Origin of the sequence: Halanaerobium sp. ST460_2HS_T2, assembly GCF_003337665.1 — a bacterium.
Lineage (GTDB): Bacteria > Bacillota > Halanaerobiia > Halanaerobiales > Halanaerobiaceae > Halanaerobium > Halanaerobium kushneri.
On record NZ_QPJF01000003.1, the window covers coordinates 49,333 to 68,542 of the forward strand.

The following is a 19,210-nucleotide window of genomic DNA, read 5'->3' on the forward strand; positions in this document are numbered from 1 at the left end:
TAAATTTTACTTTTTGACTTTAATATACTTCTGATAAAATATTTTTTTATTATCAGTTCTCCTAAACTTCAAATTTTTCGATTAAAGTCTCTAAATGAGCAGCTCTGGCTGCAAGTTCATCAGCTATTGAAGCCACCTCTTCTACTGAAGCAGTCTGCTCTTCACTGGCAGCTGCAACCTCTTCTGCTGAGGCCGAGGTTTCTTCGGAAATCCCAGCTATATTTTGAGCATTCTCAGAGATTTCATTACTAAACTGATTTGTATTTTCTACAATATCAGCAGATTTCTGCATTCCCTCATTAATCTGAGTAAGGGTATCTCTAATCTCCTTAAAGGTAGCATTAGCTGAATCTACAAGTTCTTCACCATTCAGTATTTCTTTTTCACTTGTCTTCATTTCTTTACCAACAGAATCAGTTGTTCTGGTAACCTCATCGATTAAGTTTTTGATTTTATCAGCAGAGCTTGATGATTCTTCTGCCAGCTCTCTGATTTCATCTGCAACAACTGAAAATCCTCGACCGGCTTCTCCAGCTCTGGCTGCCTCTATAGCAGCATTTAAAGCCAGAAGATTGGTCTGATCAGAAATATTATTAATAATATCAATTATACTTCCAATTTCCTGAGAGATAGACTCTAAATCAGAAATATCGGCTGCAACTTCCCGCATTGCTTTTACTATTTCTTTCATCTGGAAGCTTAGTTTTTCCATTTTTTCAGACCCAGCCTCAGTTACCTGATTCATATTTTCTGTTAACTCTTCTACCTGATCATTAGTTGCCTCTAATTCATCTATTCCTTCAGAAAGCTGCTGAATATTAAGTGAAACATCTTCCACACTCTTAGCCTGTTCATCAGCTCCAGTTGCCACTTCCTGAATTGAAACTGCAACCTGTTCTGAGGTGCTGCCTACTTCGCGAGAACTTTCTTCTAGATGATTGGAAGTTTCTGTTACCTGATCTGAGGTATCTTTGATATTCTGAACCAGATTCTTAAGATCTTTGACCATTTGATTAAAAATATTCCCCAGATGGCCCAGTTCGTCTTTACGATTAATTTCAAGTTCAACATCCAAATTACCATTAGAAACTTTCTGCATCTGTTCACCATAGTGAACAATAGGACGCACCACATTTTTAGTTACATAAAAAATAATTATAATAATTAGAGCCAGCAAAACAATTATAGACAGAGTAATAATCTGTCGTAAAACTTCTCTGTTAGCACTATAGGCTTCAGCTACCGGAATCTGGGCAAAGATTGCTCCATTAATTTCTTCTATCGGCATGTAAGAAGCAAGTCTTTCTTCTCCCTGATATTCATACTCAACAAAGCCTGATTCGCCAGCAAGGGCAGGAGAAGTATCAAAAAGTTGGCTGGCATCAAATCTGTCCTCTACCATCTGAGCATCAGGATGAGCCAGAATTTTAGAACTGGAATCAATCATAAAAGTATATCCTGTTTCTCCAACTTTAGTTGTTCCAACAAGTTCACTGATCCCTGCCAGAGAAATATCTCCTGCCAGAACTCCTACCAGATCTCCATTTTGATCCAGAACCCTTCTGGCGACAGAAATAATTAAAGTTCCACTCCCTGCATCGACATAGGTATCTGTCCAGACAGGTTGATCTGTATTTTCAGCATTTTGAAACCAGGGTCTTTCTCTGGGATCAAAATCTGAGGGCAAATTCTGGTCAGGAACGATAATCATTTCTCCATCCGAACTTCCTAGATATAGGTTTAAAAACTGATCATAATTATCCGAAACTGAGTTTAATAATTCTCTTATTCCAGCCTCATTCTTGTTTATTACCTCAGGCTGTTCAGCAAGCAGGTTGACTACATTTTTACTCTCCACCAGAAAAGAATTTATCTCTGATTGCATTTCTGCAGCAATCCCATTATTCCTTTCTCTTGCCAGACCCGTTATCTCATCTGTTACGGTGTTATTAATTAAATAACCAAGGCCTCCCATTCCCAAAATAATAACTAAAGAAATTATAGCAATAATTTTGGCACTTAAACTTTGACTGAGATTAATATTTTTCATAAAAGATAAAAACCCTTTCTTATTTTCCAAACTAACCACTCCCTGATTTTTCTAAGTCTTATAAATCCTTATTTGTAATATAATTATCTATTTCTATAAAAATTTCAATTATGTTTATATTTTATTAAATTATAGTGCTAAAAGCAAATTTATTGAAATTAAAGTAATTTTAAGATAATTTATAAAAATAATCAGCTGATTTTTTATTCTTTTTAAAAAAATCCCCTTCAGTCAGAGCAATATAACTTAGTACTCTTCCAGTAAGGGGATTTTATAGCAAATATTTTAAATATATTTATATTATATCAAAATGAAATTCTGTAACTGTATGATATTTTTCTCCTGGTTTTAAAATAGTCGAAGGAAAATTATCATGATTTGGAGAATCTGGATAGTGTTGAGTTTCCAGACAGAGAGCACCTCTTTTTAAGTAATTCTTATTCTTCTTTCCTGGACCATTGGGATCAATTCCATTGCCGCTATAAAACTGAACTCCCGGCTCTGTAGTCCAGACTTCTAATTGTCTTCCAGTATGAGTTTCAATTACCCTGGCCGCCAGCTCAAGTCCGTCTTCTTTTTCATTATTTAATACCCAGTTATGATCATAACCACCTGTAAATTTTAACTGTTCCACATCAGCATCTATCATTTTGCCCAGTTCTCCAATGGCAGTAAAATCGAATGGAGTATCCTTAACTTCTCTGATTTCACCAGTTGGAATCATTCCCTCATTAACTGGTGTAAAGTAATCTGCATTGATATATAAAAGATGGTCTTCAATAGTACCTTCTCCATGCCCCTTTAAATTAAAGTAACTATGCTGTGTTAAGTTAACAACTGTTTTCTGATCAGTTTCTGCCCGATAGTCAACTCTTAATTTATTATCATCAGTTAAAGTATAATAAACTACTGCTTTTAAATTACCTGGAAATCCACCTTCTCCATCTTCACTTAAATGAGTAAGTTTTAAAGATTTTTCTCCATTTATAATGGCTGTTTCCGCTGTCCAGAGCTGAGAATTAAAGCCTTTTTCTCCTCCATGCAGACAGCAGGGATGTCCGGCAGGCTTTTCATTAATTTCCAGCTGATATGTATTTTCATCCAGTTCAAATTTTCCTTCAGCAATTCGATTACCATAACGACCAATTAAAGCCCCAAAATAATTGGGATCATTAAAATACTGTTCTAAATTATCATATCCCAGCACAATATCATCCAGATTTCCATCCCTGTCTGGTACAAACAACCTAAGGATAATACCACCATAATTGGTGATCTCGACTTTCATTCCTTTTTCATTTTCCAGGGTATATAAATCTGCTTTTCTCCCATCTTCTAATTCTCCAAATTCCTTTTTTGAAATATTAATTTCGCTCATAAAAATACCTCCGTCTTAAAATGTTAAAATCCTAATTTTTAATATATAAAAATAACTCCTTATAACTATATTAGTGTTAAAACAAAAAAATCCTGCCAGAAAGTTAAACTGACAGGAAAATTAATATGTTTTAATACACTAACTCAATTTTTTCTCCACTAGCAGTAATCTTATCTTTAAGAGATTTAGATTCTGTAAGCTGCTGACTGTAGCTGTCAGGCTGACTTCCACCTAAATGAACTTCAAATTCACCTGATTCTAAAATAGCCTGTCCTTCTTGATTGATTAAGGCAAAATCTCGGCGAGTAAGTTCAAATTCAACTGTTTTTTCTTCTCCAGGATCTAATTCAATCTTTTTTATACCTCTAAGCTCATATTTGGGAGTTGGAACACTGCTATCTAAATCTTTGAGATATAGCTGTACAACTTCTGCTCCCCTGTATTCACCAGCATTTTTAATTTTTGTGCTAACCTTGATTTCTATCTCAGACTCAATGGAAAAAGATTCTGACGATAATTTCAAGTTACTAAATTCAAAATCCGTATAACTTAAACCGAAACCAAAAGGATAGAGTGGGTCTGCTTCCATAAATCTATAGGTTCTATTCTGCATCGAATAATCTCTAAAATCAGGCAGCTGATCCATAGATCTAACAAAAGTTACCGGTAATTTTGCAGATGGATTATAATCTCCAAATAGAATATCAGCAACAGCGTTTCCGCCTTCTTCCCCTGGATACCAGGCTTCTAAGACAGCTCTTGCTTTTTGGTCAACCGAATTTAAATTAACAGGACTACCATTTGTAATTACTGCAATGATTGGCTTTCCTGTCTCTGCGACAGCTGTCAGCAGTTGCTCCTGCATTCCTGGCAGAGCAATATCTATCTTATCTCCGCCACCATCTGAGTTGGCAACTGCCCCCTCCTCTCCCTCCAGTTCAGGAGAAATACCAAGGCACATTATTACTACATCAGATTTTTCGGCAATGGAAACCGCCTCTGCAAAGCCAGCATCCGGCTGATTACCCCAGTAAGAAGGCTCAGTTGTTCTCAAATCACAGCCCTCAGCATAGTAAACCCGGGTCTGGTCACTAACCGCATTATGTATTCCATCTATCAATGTCACATATTTAGAAGCCTTACCGCTGTAGTTTCCAATCAGCACCGGCTGACTGTCAGCATTGGGGCCAATAACTGCTATAGAATCCAGCTCAGCTTTATTTAAGGGTAAAATATCTTCTTCATTTTTTAACATTACAATTGACTGCCTTGCTGTCTCCCGGGCCAGCTCTCTATTTTCCTGACTGTCATTTACTTCAAATGGAATCTGATTAAAGGGAACTTCATCTTCCGGGTCAAACATTCCCAGTTTAAATCTGGTCTTCATCAGCCTCTTAACTGATTTATCAATTACTGCTTCTGTCAGCAGGCCTTTTTCCACTGCAATTTTCATGCTCTCATACACTCGACCGCAATTTAAATCACAGCCCTTATTTACTGCCATTGCTGCAGCTTCTTCAGGGCTCTCCTGAACCTGATGCCTTAAATAGATATCCTCTATTGCACCACAGTCGGAAACATAGTGGCCGTCAAAATTCCATTCTTCGCGCAAAATATTTTCCATTAACTCTTTACTGGCACAGGCAGGCTCACCATTAACTCTGTTGTAGGCACCCATTACTGCCTCAACTTTTCCTTCCTTAACCGCATCACGAAAAGCAGGGAGATAGGTTTCGCGCAGATCTTTTTTATTGACCTCTGCATCAAAGTGATGGCGCTCACTTTCAGGTCCGCTGTGAACTGCAAAGTGTTTGGCACAGGCTGCAGCCTTTAAGTACTTGGGGTGGTCTCCCTGCAGTCCTTTAATAAAAGCAACTCCCAGACGTCCAGTTAAGTAAGGATCTTCACCATAGGTTTCCTGGCCTCTTCCCCAGCGGGGATCTCTAAAAATATTGATGTTGGGTGTCCAGAAAGTTAAGCCCTTATAAATTCCGCGGTCATCCTTTTTCTGAGCCTGATTGTACTTGGCTCTGGCCTCATCTGCTATAGTCCCCGCAACATCATGGAGCAGTTCTTCGTTAAAAGAAGCTGCCATTCCAATTGCCTGAGGAAAAACGGTTGCTGTACCAGCTCTGGCCACTCCATGCAGGCATTCATTCCACCAGTTATATTTTTTAATATCCAGCCTTTCAACTGCTGCAGCATCATAGATCATCTGCGACATCTTCTCTTCTAAAGTCATTCTAGCAACTAAATCTTCTACCCGTTCTTCTAAGGGAAGAGATGGATTTTTATATTTCAATTCTTCAGTCATTATATTCCTCCATTACTAATATATTTCCCGATCAAACTGATCATCAATACCGGAAATTCTGTGGAAGTAGGTATTCACCTGATCCCTCCACTCAACAGCATTATCAAGCTGCATCTTAAGCCTTTTATTTACATTTTCAAAGATTTCTGAATCAACTTTTTCTTCAAGTTTCTCCCAGTGTCCCTGCAGTTCTTTAACAGCTGCCACACCTCGAAAGTGGCTGTCGTAAATATGCTGAATCACCGTTTTACCAGAATCCAGCTCATGGGTATAGGGAACATGATGGAAAAATAGAAGCAGCTCATCCGGACAGTTTTCTATAGTCTCATATTTTTCTGCATTTTCCTTAAAATATTGACCCGCATAACCGGTTCCAGTTGCTACACTGCGGTCAACACCTATTCCCTCATGGTCCGCTCTGTGATAGGTTCCCCAACGCGAATATTCATAACCGTTGACATTAACTCCATAATGGTGACCTGGGTTTACCATCCAGCCAATTCCTAAAGGCGAAGTATAGTCTTCATAAATACTCCAGGAGTATAACAACATCCTGAGCAGGCTCTCCATCACTTCCTGATCCTGACCAAAGGTGATTTTTATCCACTCTTCTGTGATTTTAACAGCTGATAAATCTGGATTCCAGGCCAGACGGCCGTAGCCATAGAGATTGGCCTGAGCTAAGTGGTGTCCTGTCCAGTTCTGATCATTACCTACATTAACAACCGCAGCAAATCCAGTATTTTTCTGATTATAAGTTGAGCCGTCAACAATTCTCTTAACAGGGGTATTTTCTCCCTCAGCATAGGTGTCGAAATCAGTAACCTTCTTCCACTGAGGAATTAAATAACATAAATCCTTCTGCTGGCCTGTATATTCCTGAGTAACCTGCAGTTCAAGCACCTGATTTGTTTCCGGCATGGCTCCAAATAGTGGAGTAATTGGTTCACGCACCTGAAAGTCCATCGGTCCATTTTTGATCTGTAAAAGTACATTTTCCTTAAATTGGCCATCTAAATCCTTAAAGTTGTCATAGGCAGCTCGGGCTCGGTCGGTCTCTTTATCCCGCCAGTCCTGCTGACAGTTGTAGACAAAACAGCGCCAGATTAATAAACCTCCATGGGGCTCCAGTGCTTCTGCCATCATATTGGCACCATCAGCATGGCTGCGGCCATAGGTAAAGGGTCCTGGTCTGCCTTCAGAATCTGCTTTAACTACAAATCCTCCAAAATCTGGAATCTCATCGTAAATTTCGGCAGTTTTTTCCTTCCACCAGAGTCGTACTTTTTCGTCCAGTGGATCAGCAGTATCAATACTGCTCAGCTGCATCGGTGAAGCATAGTTAGCACTTAAATAGGTGGTAATTCCATAGTCTCTTAAAATATCAGCAATGGTAATTACCATCTCAATTTTGTCATCAATTAAGCGTGTTTCCTGATAAGAAACATTGACATTATTAATTGAAAGGGCGTTTATTCCAATCGAAGCCAGCATTCGAGCATAGTCTTTAATCCTATTTAAATCGTTTACCAGATGATTATCCTGATAAAAAATTGACTTACCTGCATAACCCCGCTCAATGCTGCCATCTAAATTATCCCAGTGATTTAGCATTCTGAGATTATTTTTGGGATTAGATAAAAGATCTAGTTCCAGCAGATCATTTTCCTGCTGAATTTCTCTTAAAAGCTCAAAATTACCGTATAAAAGGCCCTGATCACTTTTTGCAGTGAGCAGGAGTAGATCTTCCTCTTTAAAATATTTAATTAAATAGCCCTCATCATTTAACTCAGCAAAATCAATACTTTTTAATAATGAATCCAGTTTTTCATTATCAGCTGCAATTTCTTTAAGTTCTTTTCCTGCAGCAATTAAAATTTTATTCTGTAACTGCTGATTAAAATTCAGCTCAAAATCTGCACTTAAAAATTTCGCTAAAGCCCTATTTATTTCTTCTTTGATTGAAGCATTTAAATTAGTCTTTCCATAAACAGAAATGTTGCTCAGTAATTCGTTATATTCTTTTAAATAACTATCACTCAGTTTTTCATAGCTGAGCCAGGCCTGATAGGCCTTAGAATTTTTGTTAACAACTTTCATTTCGGACATTTTTGGCCTCCATTCAGAATTAAAAAGTTAAGGTATAAAATTTAACTGTCAATTTTTGTAATTGCTTCCCACAAGCCATTAATATATGTAGCTCCCAGAGCCCGATCATAAAGTCCATAACCAGGTCTTGCCTTTTCTCCCCAGATCATGCGCCCGTGGTCAGGTCTGAGATAACCATCAAAACCGGAATCATAATAAGCCTTCATTATTTCAAATAAGTCCAGGGAGCCATCTGTTGACAGGTGAGAAGTCTCATGAAATTTGCCTTCCCCATCAAACTTAAGGTTTCTAACATGGGCAAAATGAACTCTACTGCCAAACTCTCTGACCAGTGCCGGTACATCATTAGCTGGGTTTGATCCTAAGGAACCGCTGCAGAGTGTTAGGCCATTATAAGGGTTATCAACCATTTCTAAAATTGTTCTCAAATTTTCTTGGCCAGTTACAACTCTGGGCAGACCATAAATTGGCCAGGGTGGATCATCGGGATGAATTGCCATTTTAATATCATTTTCCTCACATATCGGCATAACTGCTTCCAAAAAATATTTCAAATTATTGAGTAAGTCTTTTTCTGAAATATTTTCATACTGCTTAATAATATCTTTTAATTCAGCCAGCCTCTCTGGCTCCCAGCCCGGCAGAGAAAATCCTTCTGAGCTTTCATCAAATTCCTCTACCAGTTTAACAGGATCTGTGCTGTTAATCCAGTCTTCATCATAAGACATTGTAGTTGAGCCATCTTCTAATTCGCGGGCCAGATCTGACCTCAGCCAGTCAAAAACCGGCATAAAATTATAGCAGACTACTTTTATTCCCTCAGCTGCCAGATTTTTAAGAGTTTTTTTGTAGTTTTCTATATATTTATCTCTACTCTCAAGACCCAATTTTATATCTTCATGGATATTAACACTTTCTATAACTTCGAGTTCCAGTCCAGCCTGGTTGATCTTATTTTTTAATTCTTTTATTTTATCTCGAGGCCAGACCTCACCTACCGGAATATCCTGGAGGGCGCTAACCACTCCAGTCATCCCCGGTATCTGTTTTATTTCTTCTAAGCTTACACTATCATCATTTTCGCCAAACCAGCGAAATACCATTTTCATTTAAATCACCTTTTCCCTTACTCTTCTCCTTTTTCTATAATCATATTATTTTACACCTGTCAAGTCAATCTCTTCTTTCCTATGACATGAAACCCAGTGGTTATCTCCAATATTCACTAATTCAGGTTCCTTATTTTCGCAAATGTCTTTGGCATAAGGACAGCGAGAAGCAAAATTACAGCCTTTTATCTCAGCTGAAGGATCGGGAACTTCTCCTTTTAGATTTTCACCCAGCCATTCCACATGAGGATCTGCTTCCGGAACAGCAGTCAATAGTGAAGCTGTATAGGGATGTTTGGGGTTAGTATAAAGTTCTTCTGTATCTGCAATCTCAACCAGCTTACCCAGGTACATAACAGCAACTTTATCACAGATATAGCGTATTACACTGAGATCATGTGCGACCATTAATAAGGTTAAATCCATTCTTTCTTTTAAATCATCTAATAGATTTAAAATCTGAGCCTGAACTGAAACATCAAGGGCAGATACTGGTTCATCAGCAACAACCAGCTCCGGTTCTAAAGCCAGGGCTCTGGCAATACCAATTCTCTGTCTTTGACCACCACTAAAAGCATGTGGATAACGAGTCATATATTTTTTATCCAGTCCTACCAGATCAAGTAATTCTTCGACTCGTGCCTTATATTTCTCTTTTGGCCAGCCCTGAACAACCAGAGGTTCGGCAATTATATCAAGTACAGACATCCTGGGATTTAGAGAGGAAAATGGATCCTGAAAAATCATCTGAATCTCACTTCTAACATCTTTCAACTTATTATAATCAAGCTCTGCCAAATCAACAACATTTCCATTTTTCCTTCTAAAAAGAACTTCTCCTTCAGTTGGATCAATAGCTCTTAAAATGGAACGAGAGGCGGTTGTTTTTCCACAGCCTGATTCTCCAACCAGTCCCATTGTTTCACCTTTATTTAAAGTAAAACTAATATCATTTACAGCTTTTACATCTCCAACATGTTTATTAAAAAAACCTTGAGTAATAGGAAAGTATTTCTTTAAACCATCAACTTTTAAGATTTCATTTTCAGCTAACTTTGCCATTATTTATCACCTAAATCCTGATGCAGATAACAATTTACATAATGATCTGCTGATATTTCCTGTCTCTCTGGATAAGCGCTTTCACAAACCTCTCCAATTTTTTTCCGACAGCGGGTATGAAAAGGACATCCTTTTGGTAGAGAATAAGCATCGGGAACTGCCCCTTCAATAGAAGCAAGTTTCCCTTCATTTCCAGTCATCCTTGGAATAGACTTTAATAAATCCTGAGTATAAGGATGAGCAGGGTTGTCAAATATCTCTTCTACAGGACCTGATTCTACAACTCTTCCCAAATACATAACATTAACATAATCAACCATGTGGGCTATTACTCCTAAATCATGGGTAATTAAAATTAGAGAAAGGTTGTAGTCTGCCTGCATCTTTTTGATCAGTTTTAGAACCTGAGCCTGAATTGTAACATCTAAAGCTGTTGTTGGCTCATCAGCAATTAATAGCTGCGGCTCACAGGCCAATCCCATTGCAATCATTGCTCTCTGTCTCATTCCACCACTGTACTGAAATGGATATTCGTCAATTCTCTGCTCTGGTTTGGAAATACCAACTTTTTTTAATAATTCCAAGGCTTTACTTCGTGCCTCATCTTTATCTATATCTTCATGATAGAGCAGTTTTTCTATAATCTGATTACCAATTGTATGAACAGGACTAAAAGCAGTCATCGGCTCCTGAAAAATCATTGACATTTCTGGTCCTCTAATAGAGCGCATATGCTCTCCATCAGCTTTTAAATTAATTATATCATGCTGTTTTTTATTTTTATCATAATATTTAATTGTTCCAGCTGCAATTTCTCCCACACCTGGCAGTAGACGCATCACCGAAGTTGAAGTAACTGATTTTCCACAGCCTGATTCTCCAACTATTCCGACTGCTTCTCCTCTTCCAACTTTAAAATCAACCCCATTTAAGGCGCGAACAATTCCTTCATCCGTATGAAAATGAACATTTAAATTTTCAACTTCCAATATATTATTATTTGCCATTATATTCACCCTGTCTTTCAATAAAAATTTCCTTACTTAGAATATGGATCTGCTGCATCTCTGATACCATCTCCTAAAAAGTTAAATGCCAGAACTGTGATAATTACAAATAAACCGGGCAGCATTAACCAGGGAGCATTTGCGATTGTATAAAGATTCTGCGCTTTCTGTAATAGAACACCCCAACTAATAACAGGAGCCTGTAATCCAATACCAAGGAAACTTAAAGCTGTTTCTCCTAAAATCATTCCTGGAATAGCAAGAGTTAACGAAGCAATAATATGACTTAAAAAAGAAGGAAGCATGTGAATAAAAATAATTTCTAAAGGACTTCTCCCCATCAAACGGGCAGCTATTACAAATTCTTCTTCTCTCAATGATAAAAATCTTCCTCTTACTACTCGGGCCAGACTTGTCCAGCTCATTAAAGATAAAATTATTGTAATCGCAAGATAGACCTGAATTGCAGACCAGCTTGAGGGTAAAGCAGCACTCAAACCCATCCAGAGAGGTAACTGGGGAATAGACCTTACTAACTCAATCATCCTCTGAATAAATAGATCAATTTTTCCACCAAAATAGCCACCGATTCCTCCAATTAAAATTCCTAAAAAGAGACTTACGGCAACACCAATTAGACCTATAGAAAGTGAAATCCGAGCCCCATAAATAATTCTGGCAAATAAATCTCTTCCTAATGAATCAGCCCCAAAAATAAAGACCGGTCTGTTTTCATCACCTGTACCAAAAAGATGAATATCAGTTTCAAAAAGACCCAGAACTTCGTACTCAAAACCTTCCACAAAAAACTTTATCGGAGTTGGTTTTGATTCATCTTCTGTATAAATATCTTCAAAAGTCTCCATATCAACTTCTTTGTTATAAGGATAAATCATTGGCCTTAAACTGAAATTACCCTCTGTATCTTCAAAATGCAATTGATGAGGTGGAGCCTCCTTGTAGGAAACTCTTCTCTGATGTGGGTCCTGAGCAGAAAAGAAAGGTGCAAATATTGCCAGCGCATACATTATAATAAGTACTATTCCTGCCGCCATTGCCAGTTTATGTTTTTTAAAACGCATCCAGATTAATTCTTTTTGTGAGGCAGCATAAATATCATCTTCATAATTTTCATTTTGGTTATTTTCTTTTGCCATTTACTCACACCTCCTAAACATATCTAATTCTGGGATCTACCAGAGCTAATAAAATATCCGAAATAAATGTACCAATAACTGTTAAAACACTTAAGAGCATAATAAAACTACCAGCTAAATACATATCCTGACTTTTTAAAGCATCTAATAATAATGGACCTGTAGTTGGCAGGCTTAAAACAACAGCAGTAATTGTTGAACCCGAAATCAATTTTGGTAACTGCCAACCTAAAGTTGAAATAAATGGATTTAAAGCAATACGGACCGGATACTTTAAAATAACCTTATAATTTGGGATTCCTTTTGATTTTGCAGTTGTAACATATGGTTTACCAAGCTCATCTAAAAGGTTAGCCCGCATAATTCTTACCAAACCTGCTGTACCTGCTGTTCCAACAACTACCACTGGAATCCATAGATGCTGAAGCAGATCAGTTATTTTGCCTATTCCCCAGGCTGCATCTGCATATTCAGGTGAAAATAATCCTCCTACATTTATTCCAAAATATTTAAAGCTGACATACATTAAGACCAGGGCCAGGAGAAAGTTTGGTGTAGCCACCCCAATAAAACTTAAAAAAGTAAAAAAGTAATCACTGAGTGAGTTCTGTCTTAAAGCTGTATAAATTCCGATTGGGAAGGCAACAATCCAGGTAAATAAAAGTGAAGATATTGAAATCACAAGAGTTAAACCCAGTCTTTCCCAGACAAGTTCATTAACCGGCCGGTTCCAGGAAAAGGAAAAGCCCATATCTCCTGTTATAAAGTTACCAATCCATTTAAAATACTGAACATATATTGGATCATCAAGTCCATACTGCTCTCTTAAATATTCTATCTGTTCATCTGAGACATCTGTTCCCATTGATCTCAACTGGGTAATATAAGATGTTAAATAATCTCCAGGGGGGAGCTGAATAATAATAAATGATAATATCGAAATAACTACAAGTGTAACAACCATAAATAATAATCTATGCATAATGAATTTAGACATCACAAGACCTCCTTTATTTAAAGCTGCACCGCAGTTTTAAGACTACAGTGCAGCTTTATAAAATTACTTACTTAGTTGTAAACCACTGTTCTGGTTTTGTAATCTGCCATGCACCTGTTGCATTAGAATAAGGAGCAGTTTCCGGTACATTGTGTAGAGTATCAGCTACAATGGCTGGAGCCATTGGGCGCGCAACAGTACCAATAACATAAGTTTGATCCATATAGTACTGCCAGATATCTCCCAGCATTTTATTCATTGCTTCCTGACTTGGAGCAGAGGAATATTCATGGATTCTTCGCAATTGTTCTTTGGCATGTTCAGGAGGTTCCATACCCTTTGGTGGTTCTTCACCTTCGCGTCCGGTTTCGTCCCACATTCTCCAGGTATCCCACTGAGCCCATTTTGTAGCATAACGGGTTCCATCAGAGTCAAATCCAAAGGCATTAATATCACGAGTTACATTTACAGGCCAGACACCAATATCATGTTCTCCAGCATCAGCACGCTGCTGATAAAGTTCACGTGATAGAGTTTTTAAATTAACTTTAACTCCAACAGCTTCCCAGTAAGCCTTAACTAATTCTGCTACCTGACCAAGCTGAGCTGTACCACCAACAGATCCAGGTGCAGGAATTTCTAGGTCTATAATTAAAGTTTCACCATTCGGTAGAACTCTAAATCCTTCACCATCTTTTTCATCAAGACCAATTTCATTTAATAACTCTTTTGCCAGTTCTGTATCGTACTGTGCATAATGGTCCAACCATTCCTCCTTAAAGTAAGGAGCACCCGGTTTTGCAGTTGCCTGAGCAGGTTCGGCTAAACCACGATAGGCAAATTCATTAATTTCATTTCTATTGAGTGCAACTGACATAGCCTGTCTGAATTTCTTGTTGGAATATACTTCCCTTTTAGCCTCTTCAGGATGGTTAACATTAAATGTTAAACCAATCTGCGCCTGAACAGGGTTATTGTAAGCATAAGTGGTGTAGTTACCAACCTCTTCATTCTGCTTGTACATAGGAAATTCACTTGGACTTAAAATACGAGCTGCAAAATCAACATTACCCTGAAGGGCATCTACTTTTGCAACCTCAGCGTCAGATTTAATTGTTATTTCCCATTCATCAACATATGGCAGCTGATTTCCTTCGCTATCAACTTTGTAATAATATGGATTGCGGACAAAGAGCTTTCTGGATGAGTTAATATCTTCTAAAACCCAGGCACCCATTGTTGGTAATTCAGTATTTGTCTGAACTGGACCAACTTCCATTTTATTGGTAAAGTACTGGACCCAGTTACCAAAGCCTTCTTCTTCAGCAGTTTCCTTTACTTCAGGATTATAATCTGCATGGAACTGCTTTAAATAGTGCTTTGGAGAAAAGAAGAAACTCTGCTGACTTCTCCACCAGGTTAAGGTTGTATCTACAATTGTCGGATTGGATCTTGGAAATTCAACTTTTAAAGTATAATCATCAATAGCTGTAAATTCTGGAGCAACACCATCCATTTTCCAGTTCCACTGTGTCCAGTGATTAACTTCTTCGTTCATTGCTACATCTTCCCACCAGAAAATAATATCTTCTGTGGTAAATGGATGGCCATCTGACCATTTGAGTCCTTCACGAAGATGAATTGTTAGAGTTTTTGCTTCATTAGTTAACTCAAAACTTTTAGCAATATCCGGTACAGCATTTGCCATTGTCTTGTCTAATTGAAACATCCAGGGGCGCATAACAGTACCATCTGATTCAGTACTTGGTCCAATAGCAGTAGAAACAACCTTCCCACCATACTGACCTACTTCTTCAACCGGCTCAATTACCTGCAGATCTTCTGGTACAGGCAGTCTTTCTTCTACAGGTGGTAGTTCACCGTTCTCAACTCTTTGATCAAGCACTGGAGATTGATTAAATTCTGTGATTCCCGCTTCTGCAGCAGTATCAGGATTTGACCAGCTATCCGGAATCTCTGCAGCACCTGCTGCAACAGTCATTAAGGCAATAATCATAACTACTAGTGAAAAAACAAACTTTTTTGATTTAAACATTATTTTCCTCCCTTATAGTGTTAATATATTACCTATATTTTATAGACTTATATCTCTTTGAGATTATTATTATAGATCGTATATTTAATAAATTGATTTTTTCCAAAAAAGAATTATAACTTTTTTTCACCTCCTGTTAGGATATTTATTTGTTATAAAGTTATAATTAAAGTAAAACAAATTTTTATAGAAACCGGTTTTTTAGTCCTTAAATTTTTTTATTCCGGTTTTTAGTATTTCTAATAATACTAACATGTTAGTGTAAACAATAAAAATAGCTGTTTATCTATTAGCTATCTTTTAAACAAAATAATCAGGATAATCTCTTTTTAATTTTTCCTGATCAAATTGAATTCGGCTGATATGAGACTCCATCGTCTTTTTAGCCTGCTTGGGATCTCTGCTCTCAATTGCATTAATAATTTGCTGGTGATCTCCTATTACATCTGATCGGTTAAAGTCAGCTGACAAACTAAGCATTCTCATTCTGTTAAGATGAGTACTCAGCTGTTCAATTGCTGTCCAGATATTGGCCATATTGCAGCCGGCAAATAGCATCTCGTGAAACTCATTGTCATATTCAAAAAGTTTTTGATAATTATTTTGTTTTAAACTTACCTTTTGAATCTGTAAATTTGCTTCTAAATCAAACATTTTTTCCTCTGGAAAAATATCACAGGCAAGTTCAACTATTTTGATTTCTAGAGCTTCCCGCATAAATTTGGCTTCCTGTACCTTGTCTAAATCTATATATGAGACAAAAGTACCTTTCTGTGGATAAACATCAATTAAACCTTCTTCTTTTAACTTTACAAAAGCTTCCCGAATTGGAGTCCGGCTGACTCCAAACTCTTTTGCTATCTCTTTTTTGCGCAGAGGTGTTCCAGGCTTCAAAGAAAGGTTCATAATATTTTCCTTCAAAACATTATAGACATAGTCTTTCATATTTAAATTTTTGTATTCATCATGTTTAGCTAAATTCATAAACTCACCGCCAATCAGTATATTAATAATACTAACATACCAGTTTAGAATTGTCAAACAATTAACAAATATTTTTATAGCTTTTCTAAAAAAGTGCCTGCTGGCAAATCTAGCTGATTATATAAATTGGCTTCGCTGGGATTATCCTTCCAGGCATAGCGGAGATATTTAGGGTGCTCTACTTCTTTAATATCGATAATAATCTGATTATTATTTAATTTTGCTTTTACTGTTTTAAATTTTTCATCTGCTGCTGCCAGTTCAAAGCCCTTTAACTGCTCACCTTTAACTTTTAAGCCTCCAGCAAGATTATTGAATTCCAAAATTAATTGGCTCTCTTTTTTAGTTAACTTTTTTAATTCCGGACCACTATAGACCACATCTTCTCCATAGACCAGTTTGCGGGCTGCTAAATAAAATCTGTGAGCCACATCTTTTTTATTTAGAGGATGAAGATCATTCCACTCTCCTAAGTCAAGGTTAACAGTCATTGCAGTATTTTCAAGCTTTAAAGCATCACGCTGTGCATTACGGAAAGCTGCCCAGATTTCTCTTTCATTTTCCTCAGGTGGCTCAAAGTTTGGCAGTTGGGCATAAATAAAAGGAAGTTCTTCTTGATTAAATCTTTTTCGCCATAATCTAATCATTTTTTTGAATAAATCTTTATACTCTTCTTCCCGGCCGGTATTTGATTCACCCTGATACCAGCAGACTCCTTTTATCTTATAATTAAGCAGTGGAGCAATCATTGCATTAAATAAACCGGTAGGCTGCCACTGAATAAAAATTTCTTCTTTTTTATCTTCTTCAATCACAGCAGCAATTTTATATTTCCATTCACCCTTCAGATCTATTTCATTCTCTCCGATAAAAAGCTTATATGGTTTATCGGCTACAAATTCTCCCTGACCGTCATTAACAACAACTCTGACTGCTATTAAATTCTTGCCAGCCTTTAAAACCCCTTTTTTAAGCTTATATTTGCGGGGGGGATATTTGTAGGTTACTGCTCCTACTCTTTTACCATTAACATAGGCTGTATCTGCATCTACAATCCTCCCCAGCCAGAGTCGAGCTTCATTTTCTGCCTCAGCTTTAATCAATTCAATTTCTTTTCTAAACCAGACAACACCATTTTTGTTGGCAAAGTTGAGCCGGTCAAATTTAGTTGGAATCCTAACTGTCTGCCAGTCAGAGTCATTATAATCCGGGTCAAAATATGGTGGCTTGTTATTTAAGCCCCTATCATTTTCATAAACTAATTTAGCCCATTCTTTATTAACCTCAAGATTATGTGCTTCTGCTTCTTTAATCTTTTCTGGCTGAGCAAATTCAGCTGCTACTTTTAAATATTCCGGATATTCTGCCAGTGACTTTCTGCTCATCCAGGCTTCAACAGGTGAACCACCTACACTTGCATTTAAAATGCCCACTGGAACTTCATATTTTTTATTTAACTTTTTGGCAAAGAAATAAGCTAAAGCTGAAAAGTCGCTGATAGTGTTCTGAGAAACTTTTTTCCAGCTGGCTTCCTTAATATCTTTATTTTCATCTTTAAAATTATAAGTGATTGGCAGTTTAAACTCTCTAATTTGATCATTTCCTGCCGCTGCTATTTCCTCAGCATAGCGATCTTTAACCCGCTGCATCGGTAGTTCCATATTTGACTGACCTGAACAGAGCCAGACTTCGCCGATTAAAATATCACTGACGGTAATTTCTTCTGCAGCAGCAATAATTTTCATTTCAAAAGGGCCACCAGCTTTTTGAGCCGGTAAAAACAGAGACCATTCCCCCTCAGCATTTGCTGCTGTCAGATATTCTTCTTCCTTAAAAATAACTTTAACTTCCTCCTGAGGCAGAGTCCAGCCCCAGATTTTAATTTCTTCATTTTGCTGTAAGACCATACCATCATTAATTAAAGAAGGTAATTTTAAATTTATATTCTGCATCTATTTATACTCCTTAAGTTTATGTATTAAGAGCAGGGTAGAAAACTACCCTGCCAATTTAATATTTATTAAAATTTTGCTTCAGTCATTGCTCTTAACATATCTTCACTTAATTCAAGTTCCAGGCTGCCTAGAGCTTCTTTAAACTGCTCATCTGTAGTTGCTGCAATCAGGGGAATAGCATTTGGCTTTCTATTCATCAACCAGTAATAGACAAGCTGATTGCGGGTTGCTCCTGTTTCGGCAGCAATTTCATCTAAAACTGCCAGCCTTTTATCGGTATCCGGACCCTGATACTGCTCTTTAAATTCTTTATTCGGGTTTGTATAAGCTCCCTGCAGCAGTGGAGAATAAGCTACTAAAGAAATACCTGTATCTTCTACAAATTCAAATAAATCCTGGTTTGCTGCCACCTGATCTCCAAAATCCCAGCCACTTTTGGGCCTCAAGTAGGAATAACGCTGCTGGATAGCGCTATAACTCTGCCAGTGATTTTGCTTTGCAATCTGGCGTGCTCTTTCCAGACGCCAGGCCTTAAAATTACTGGCTCCAATTGCTCTAACCTTGCCCTCAGTAATTAATTCATTAAAAGCTTCCAGAGTTTCTTCCAGGGGAGTATTGAAGTCATCAGTGTGAGCATAATATAAGTCAATATAATCAGTACCCAGTCTTTCTAAACTTTTATGACACTCTTCTTTTATCTGTTTTTTACTGGTTCCGTATTCAGTGCCGGGATAGGGAAAACCAACTTTAGAAGCAATGATTACATCCTCTCTATTATTTCTTTCCTTAAGCCATTTACCGATCATTTTTTCACTTTCTCCACCCTGAGTCTGGTCACTTATCCAGTGAGAATACATATTGGCGGTGTCCAAAAAGTTTCCTCCAGCAGCAAGATACTGATCCATTCTTCTAAAGGATTTCTCTTTACTGTCTCTGGCACCAAAGTATAAACAGCCTAAACCCATCTGACTGACCTGAAGCCCTGTCTTTCCAAGCTGAACTTTTTTCATGCTGAAACCCCTCCTTTTATAT

Annotated in this window: 13 protein-coding genes; all 13 read right to left on the reverse strand. The window is 37.5% G+C overall.

Going from position 1 to position 19,210, the window contains the following annotated elements; all coding sequences use genetic code 11:
• Window positions 1-61: 61 nt before the first annotated feature.
• On the reverse strand, window positions 62-2,089 hold the full coding sequence (locus tag DFR80_RS02320) for a methyl-accepting chemotaxis protein (protein WP_234978121.1): 2,028 nt from the start codon (window positions 2,087-2,089) through the stop codon (window positions 62-64).
• A 256-nt stretch (window positions 2,090-2,345) separates the two neighbouring features.
• Complete coding sequence (locus tag DFR80_RS02325) at window positions 2,346-3,428, reverse strand: aldose epimerase family protein (protein WP_114489099.1); 1,083 nt, start codon at window positions 3,426-3,428, stop codon at window positions 2,346-2,348.
• Window positions 3,429-3,558: 130 nt separating this feature from the next.
• Complete coding sequence (locus DFR80_RS02330) at window positions 3,559-5,742, reverse strand: glycoside hydrolase family 3 C-terminal domain-containing protein (RefSeq protein ID WP_114489100.1); 2,184 nt, start codon at window positions 5,740-5,742, stop codon at window positions 3,559-3,561.
• Between the two features lie 15 nt (window positions 5,743-5,757).
• Complete coding sequence (locus DFR80_RS02335; RefSeq protein ID WP_114489101.1) at window positions 5,758-7,851, reverse strand: alpha-glucuronidase family glycosyl hydrolase; 2,094 nt, start codon at window positions 7,849-7,851, stop codon at window positions 5,758-5,760.
• Window positions 7,852-7,892: 41 nt separating this feature from the next.
• Window positions 7,893-8,960, reverse strand: coding sequence for a mannonate dehydratase (uxuA, locus tag DFR80_RS02340; protein ID WP_114489102.1), 1,068 nt, complete (start codon window positions 8,958-8,960; stop codon window positions 7,893-7,895).
• Between the two features lie 45 nt (window positions 8,961-9,005).
• Complete coding sequence (locus DFR80_RS02345) at window positions 9,006-10,022, reverse strand: ABC transporter ATP-binding protein (protein ID WP_114489103.1); 1,017 nt, start codon at window positions 10,020-10,022, stop codon at window positions 9,006-9,008.
• Window positions 10,022-11,029, reverse strand: a complete 1,008-nt coding sequence (locus DFR80_RS02350; protein ID WP_114489104.1) for an ABC transporter ATP-binding protein — start codon at window positions 11,027-11,029, stop codon at window positions 10,022-10,024. Before DFR80_RS02350 ends, DFR80_RS02345 begins: the two co-directional genes overlap by 1 nt.
• 32 nt (window positions 11,030-11,061) lie before the next feature.
• The gene (locus tag DFR80_RS02355; protein WP_114489105.1) at window positions 11,062-12,186 is read right to left on the reverse strand and encodes an ABC transporter permease; all 1,125 of its coding nucleotides are present in this window, start codon (window positions 12,184-12,186) and stop codon (window positions 11,062-11,064) included.
• Window positions 12,187-12,199: 13 nt separating this feature from the next.
• Entirely contained in the window at window positions 12,200-13,183 is a 984-nt protein-coding gene (locus DFR80_RS02360; protein ID WP_114489106.1) for an ABC transporter permease, read from the reverse strand.
• Window positions 13,184-13,250: 67 nt separating this feature from the next.
• Window positions 13,251-15,239: an ABC transporter substrate-binding protein gene (locus tag DFR80_RS02365; protein ID WP_114489107.1), complete on the reverse strand. Its 1,989-nt coding sequence runs from the start codon at window positions 15,237-15,239 to the stop codon at window positions 13,251-13,253.
• A gap of 300 nt (window positions 15,240-15,539) precedes the next feature.
• Complete coding sequence (locus DFR80_RS02370) at window positions 15,540-16,223, reverse strand: GntR family transcriptional regulator (RefSeq protein WP_114489108.1); 684 nt, start codon at window positions 16,221-16,223, stop codon at window positions 15,540-15,542.
• Window positions 16,224-16,297: 74 nt separating this feature from the next.
• Window positions 16,298-18,175: a sialate O-acetylesterase gene (locus DFR80_RS02375; protein WP_114489109.1), complete on the reverse strand. Its 1,878-nt coding sequence runs from the start codon at window positions 18,173-18,175 to the stop codon at window positions 16,298-16,300.
• Window positions 18,176-18,243: 68 nt separating this feature from the next.
• Window positions 18,244-19,188 carry an aldo/keto reductase gene (locus DFR80_RS02380; protein ID WP_114489110.1) on the reverse strand — a complete coding sequence of 315 codons (945 nt, stop codon included), beginning with the start codon at window positions 19,186-19,188 and terminating at the stop codon, window positions 18,244-18,246.
• Window positions 19,189-19,210 lie beyond the last annotated feature (22 nt).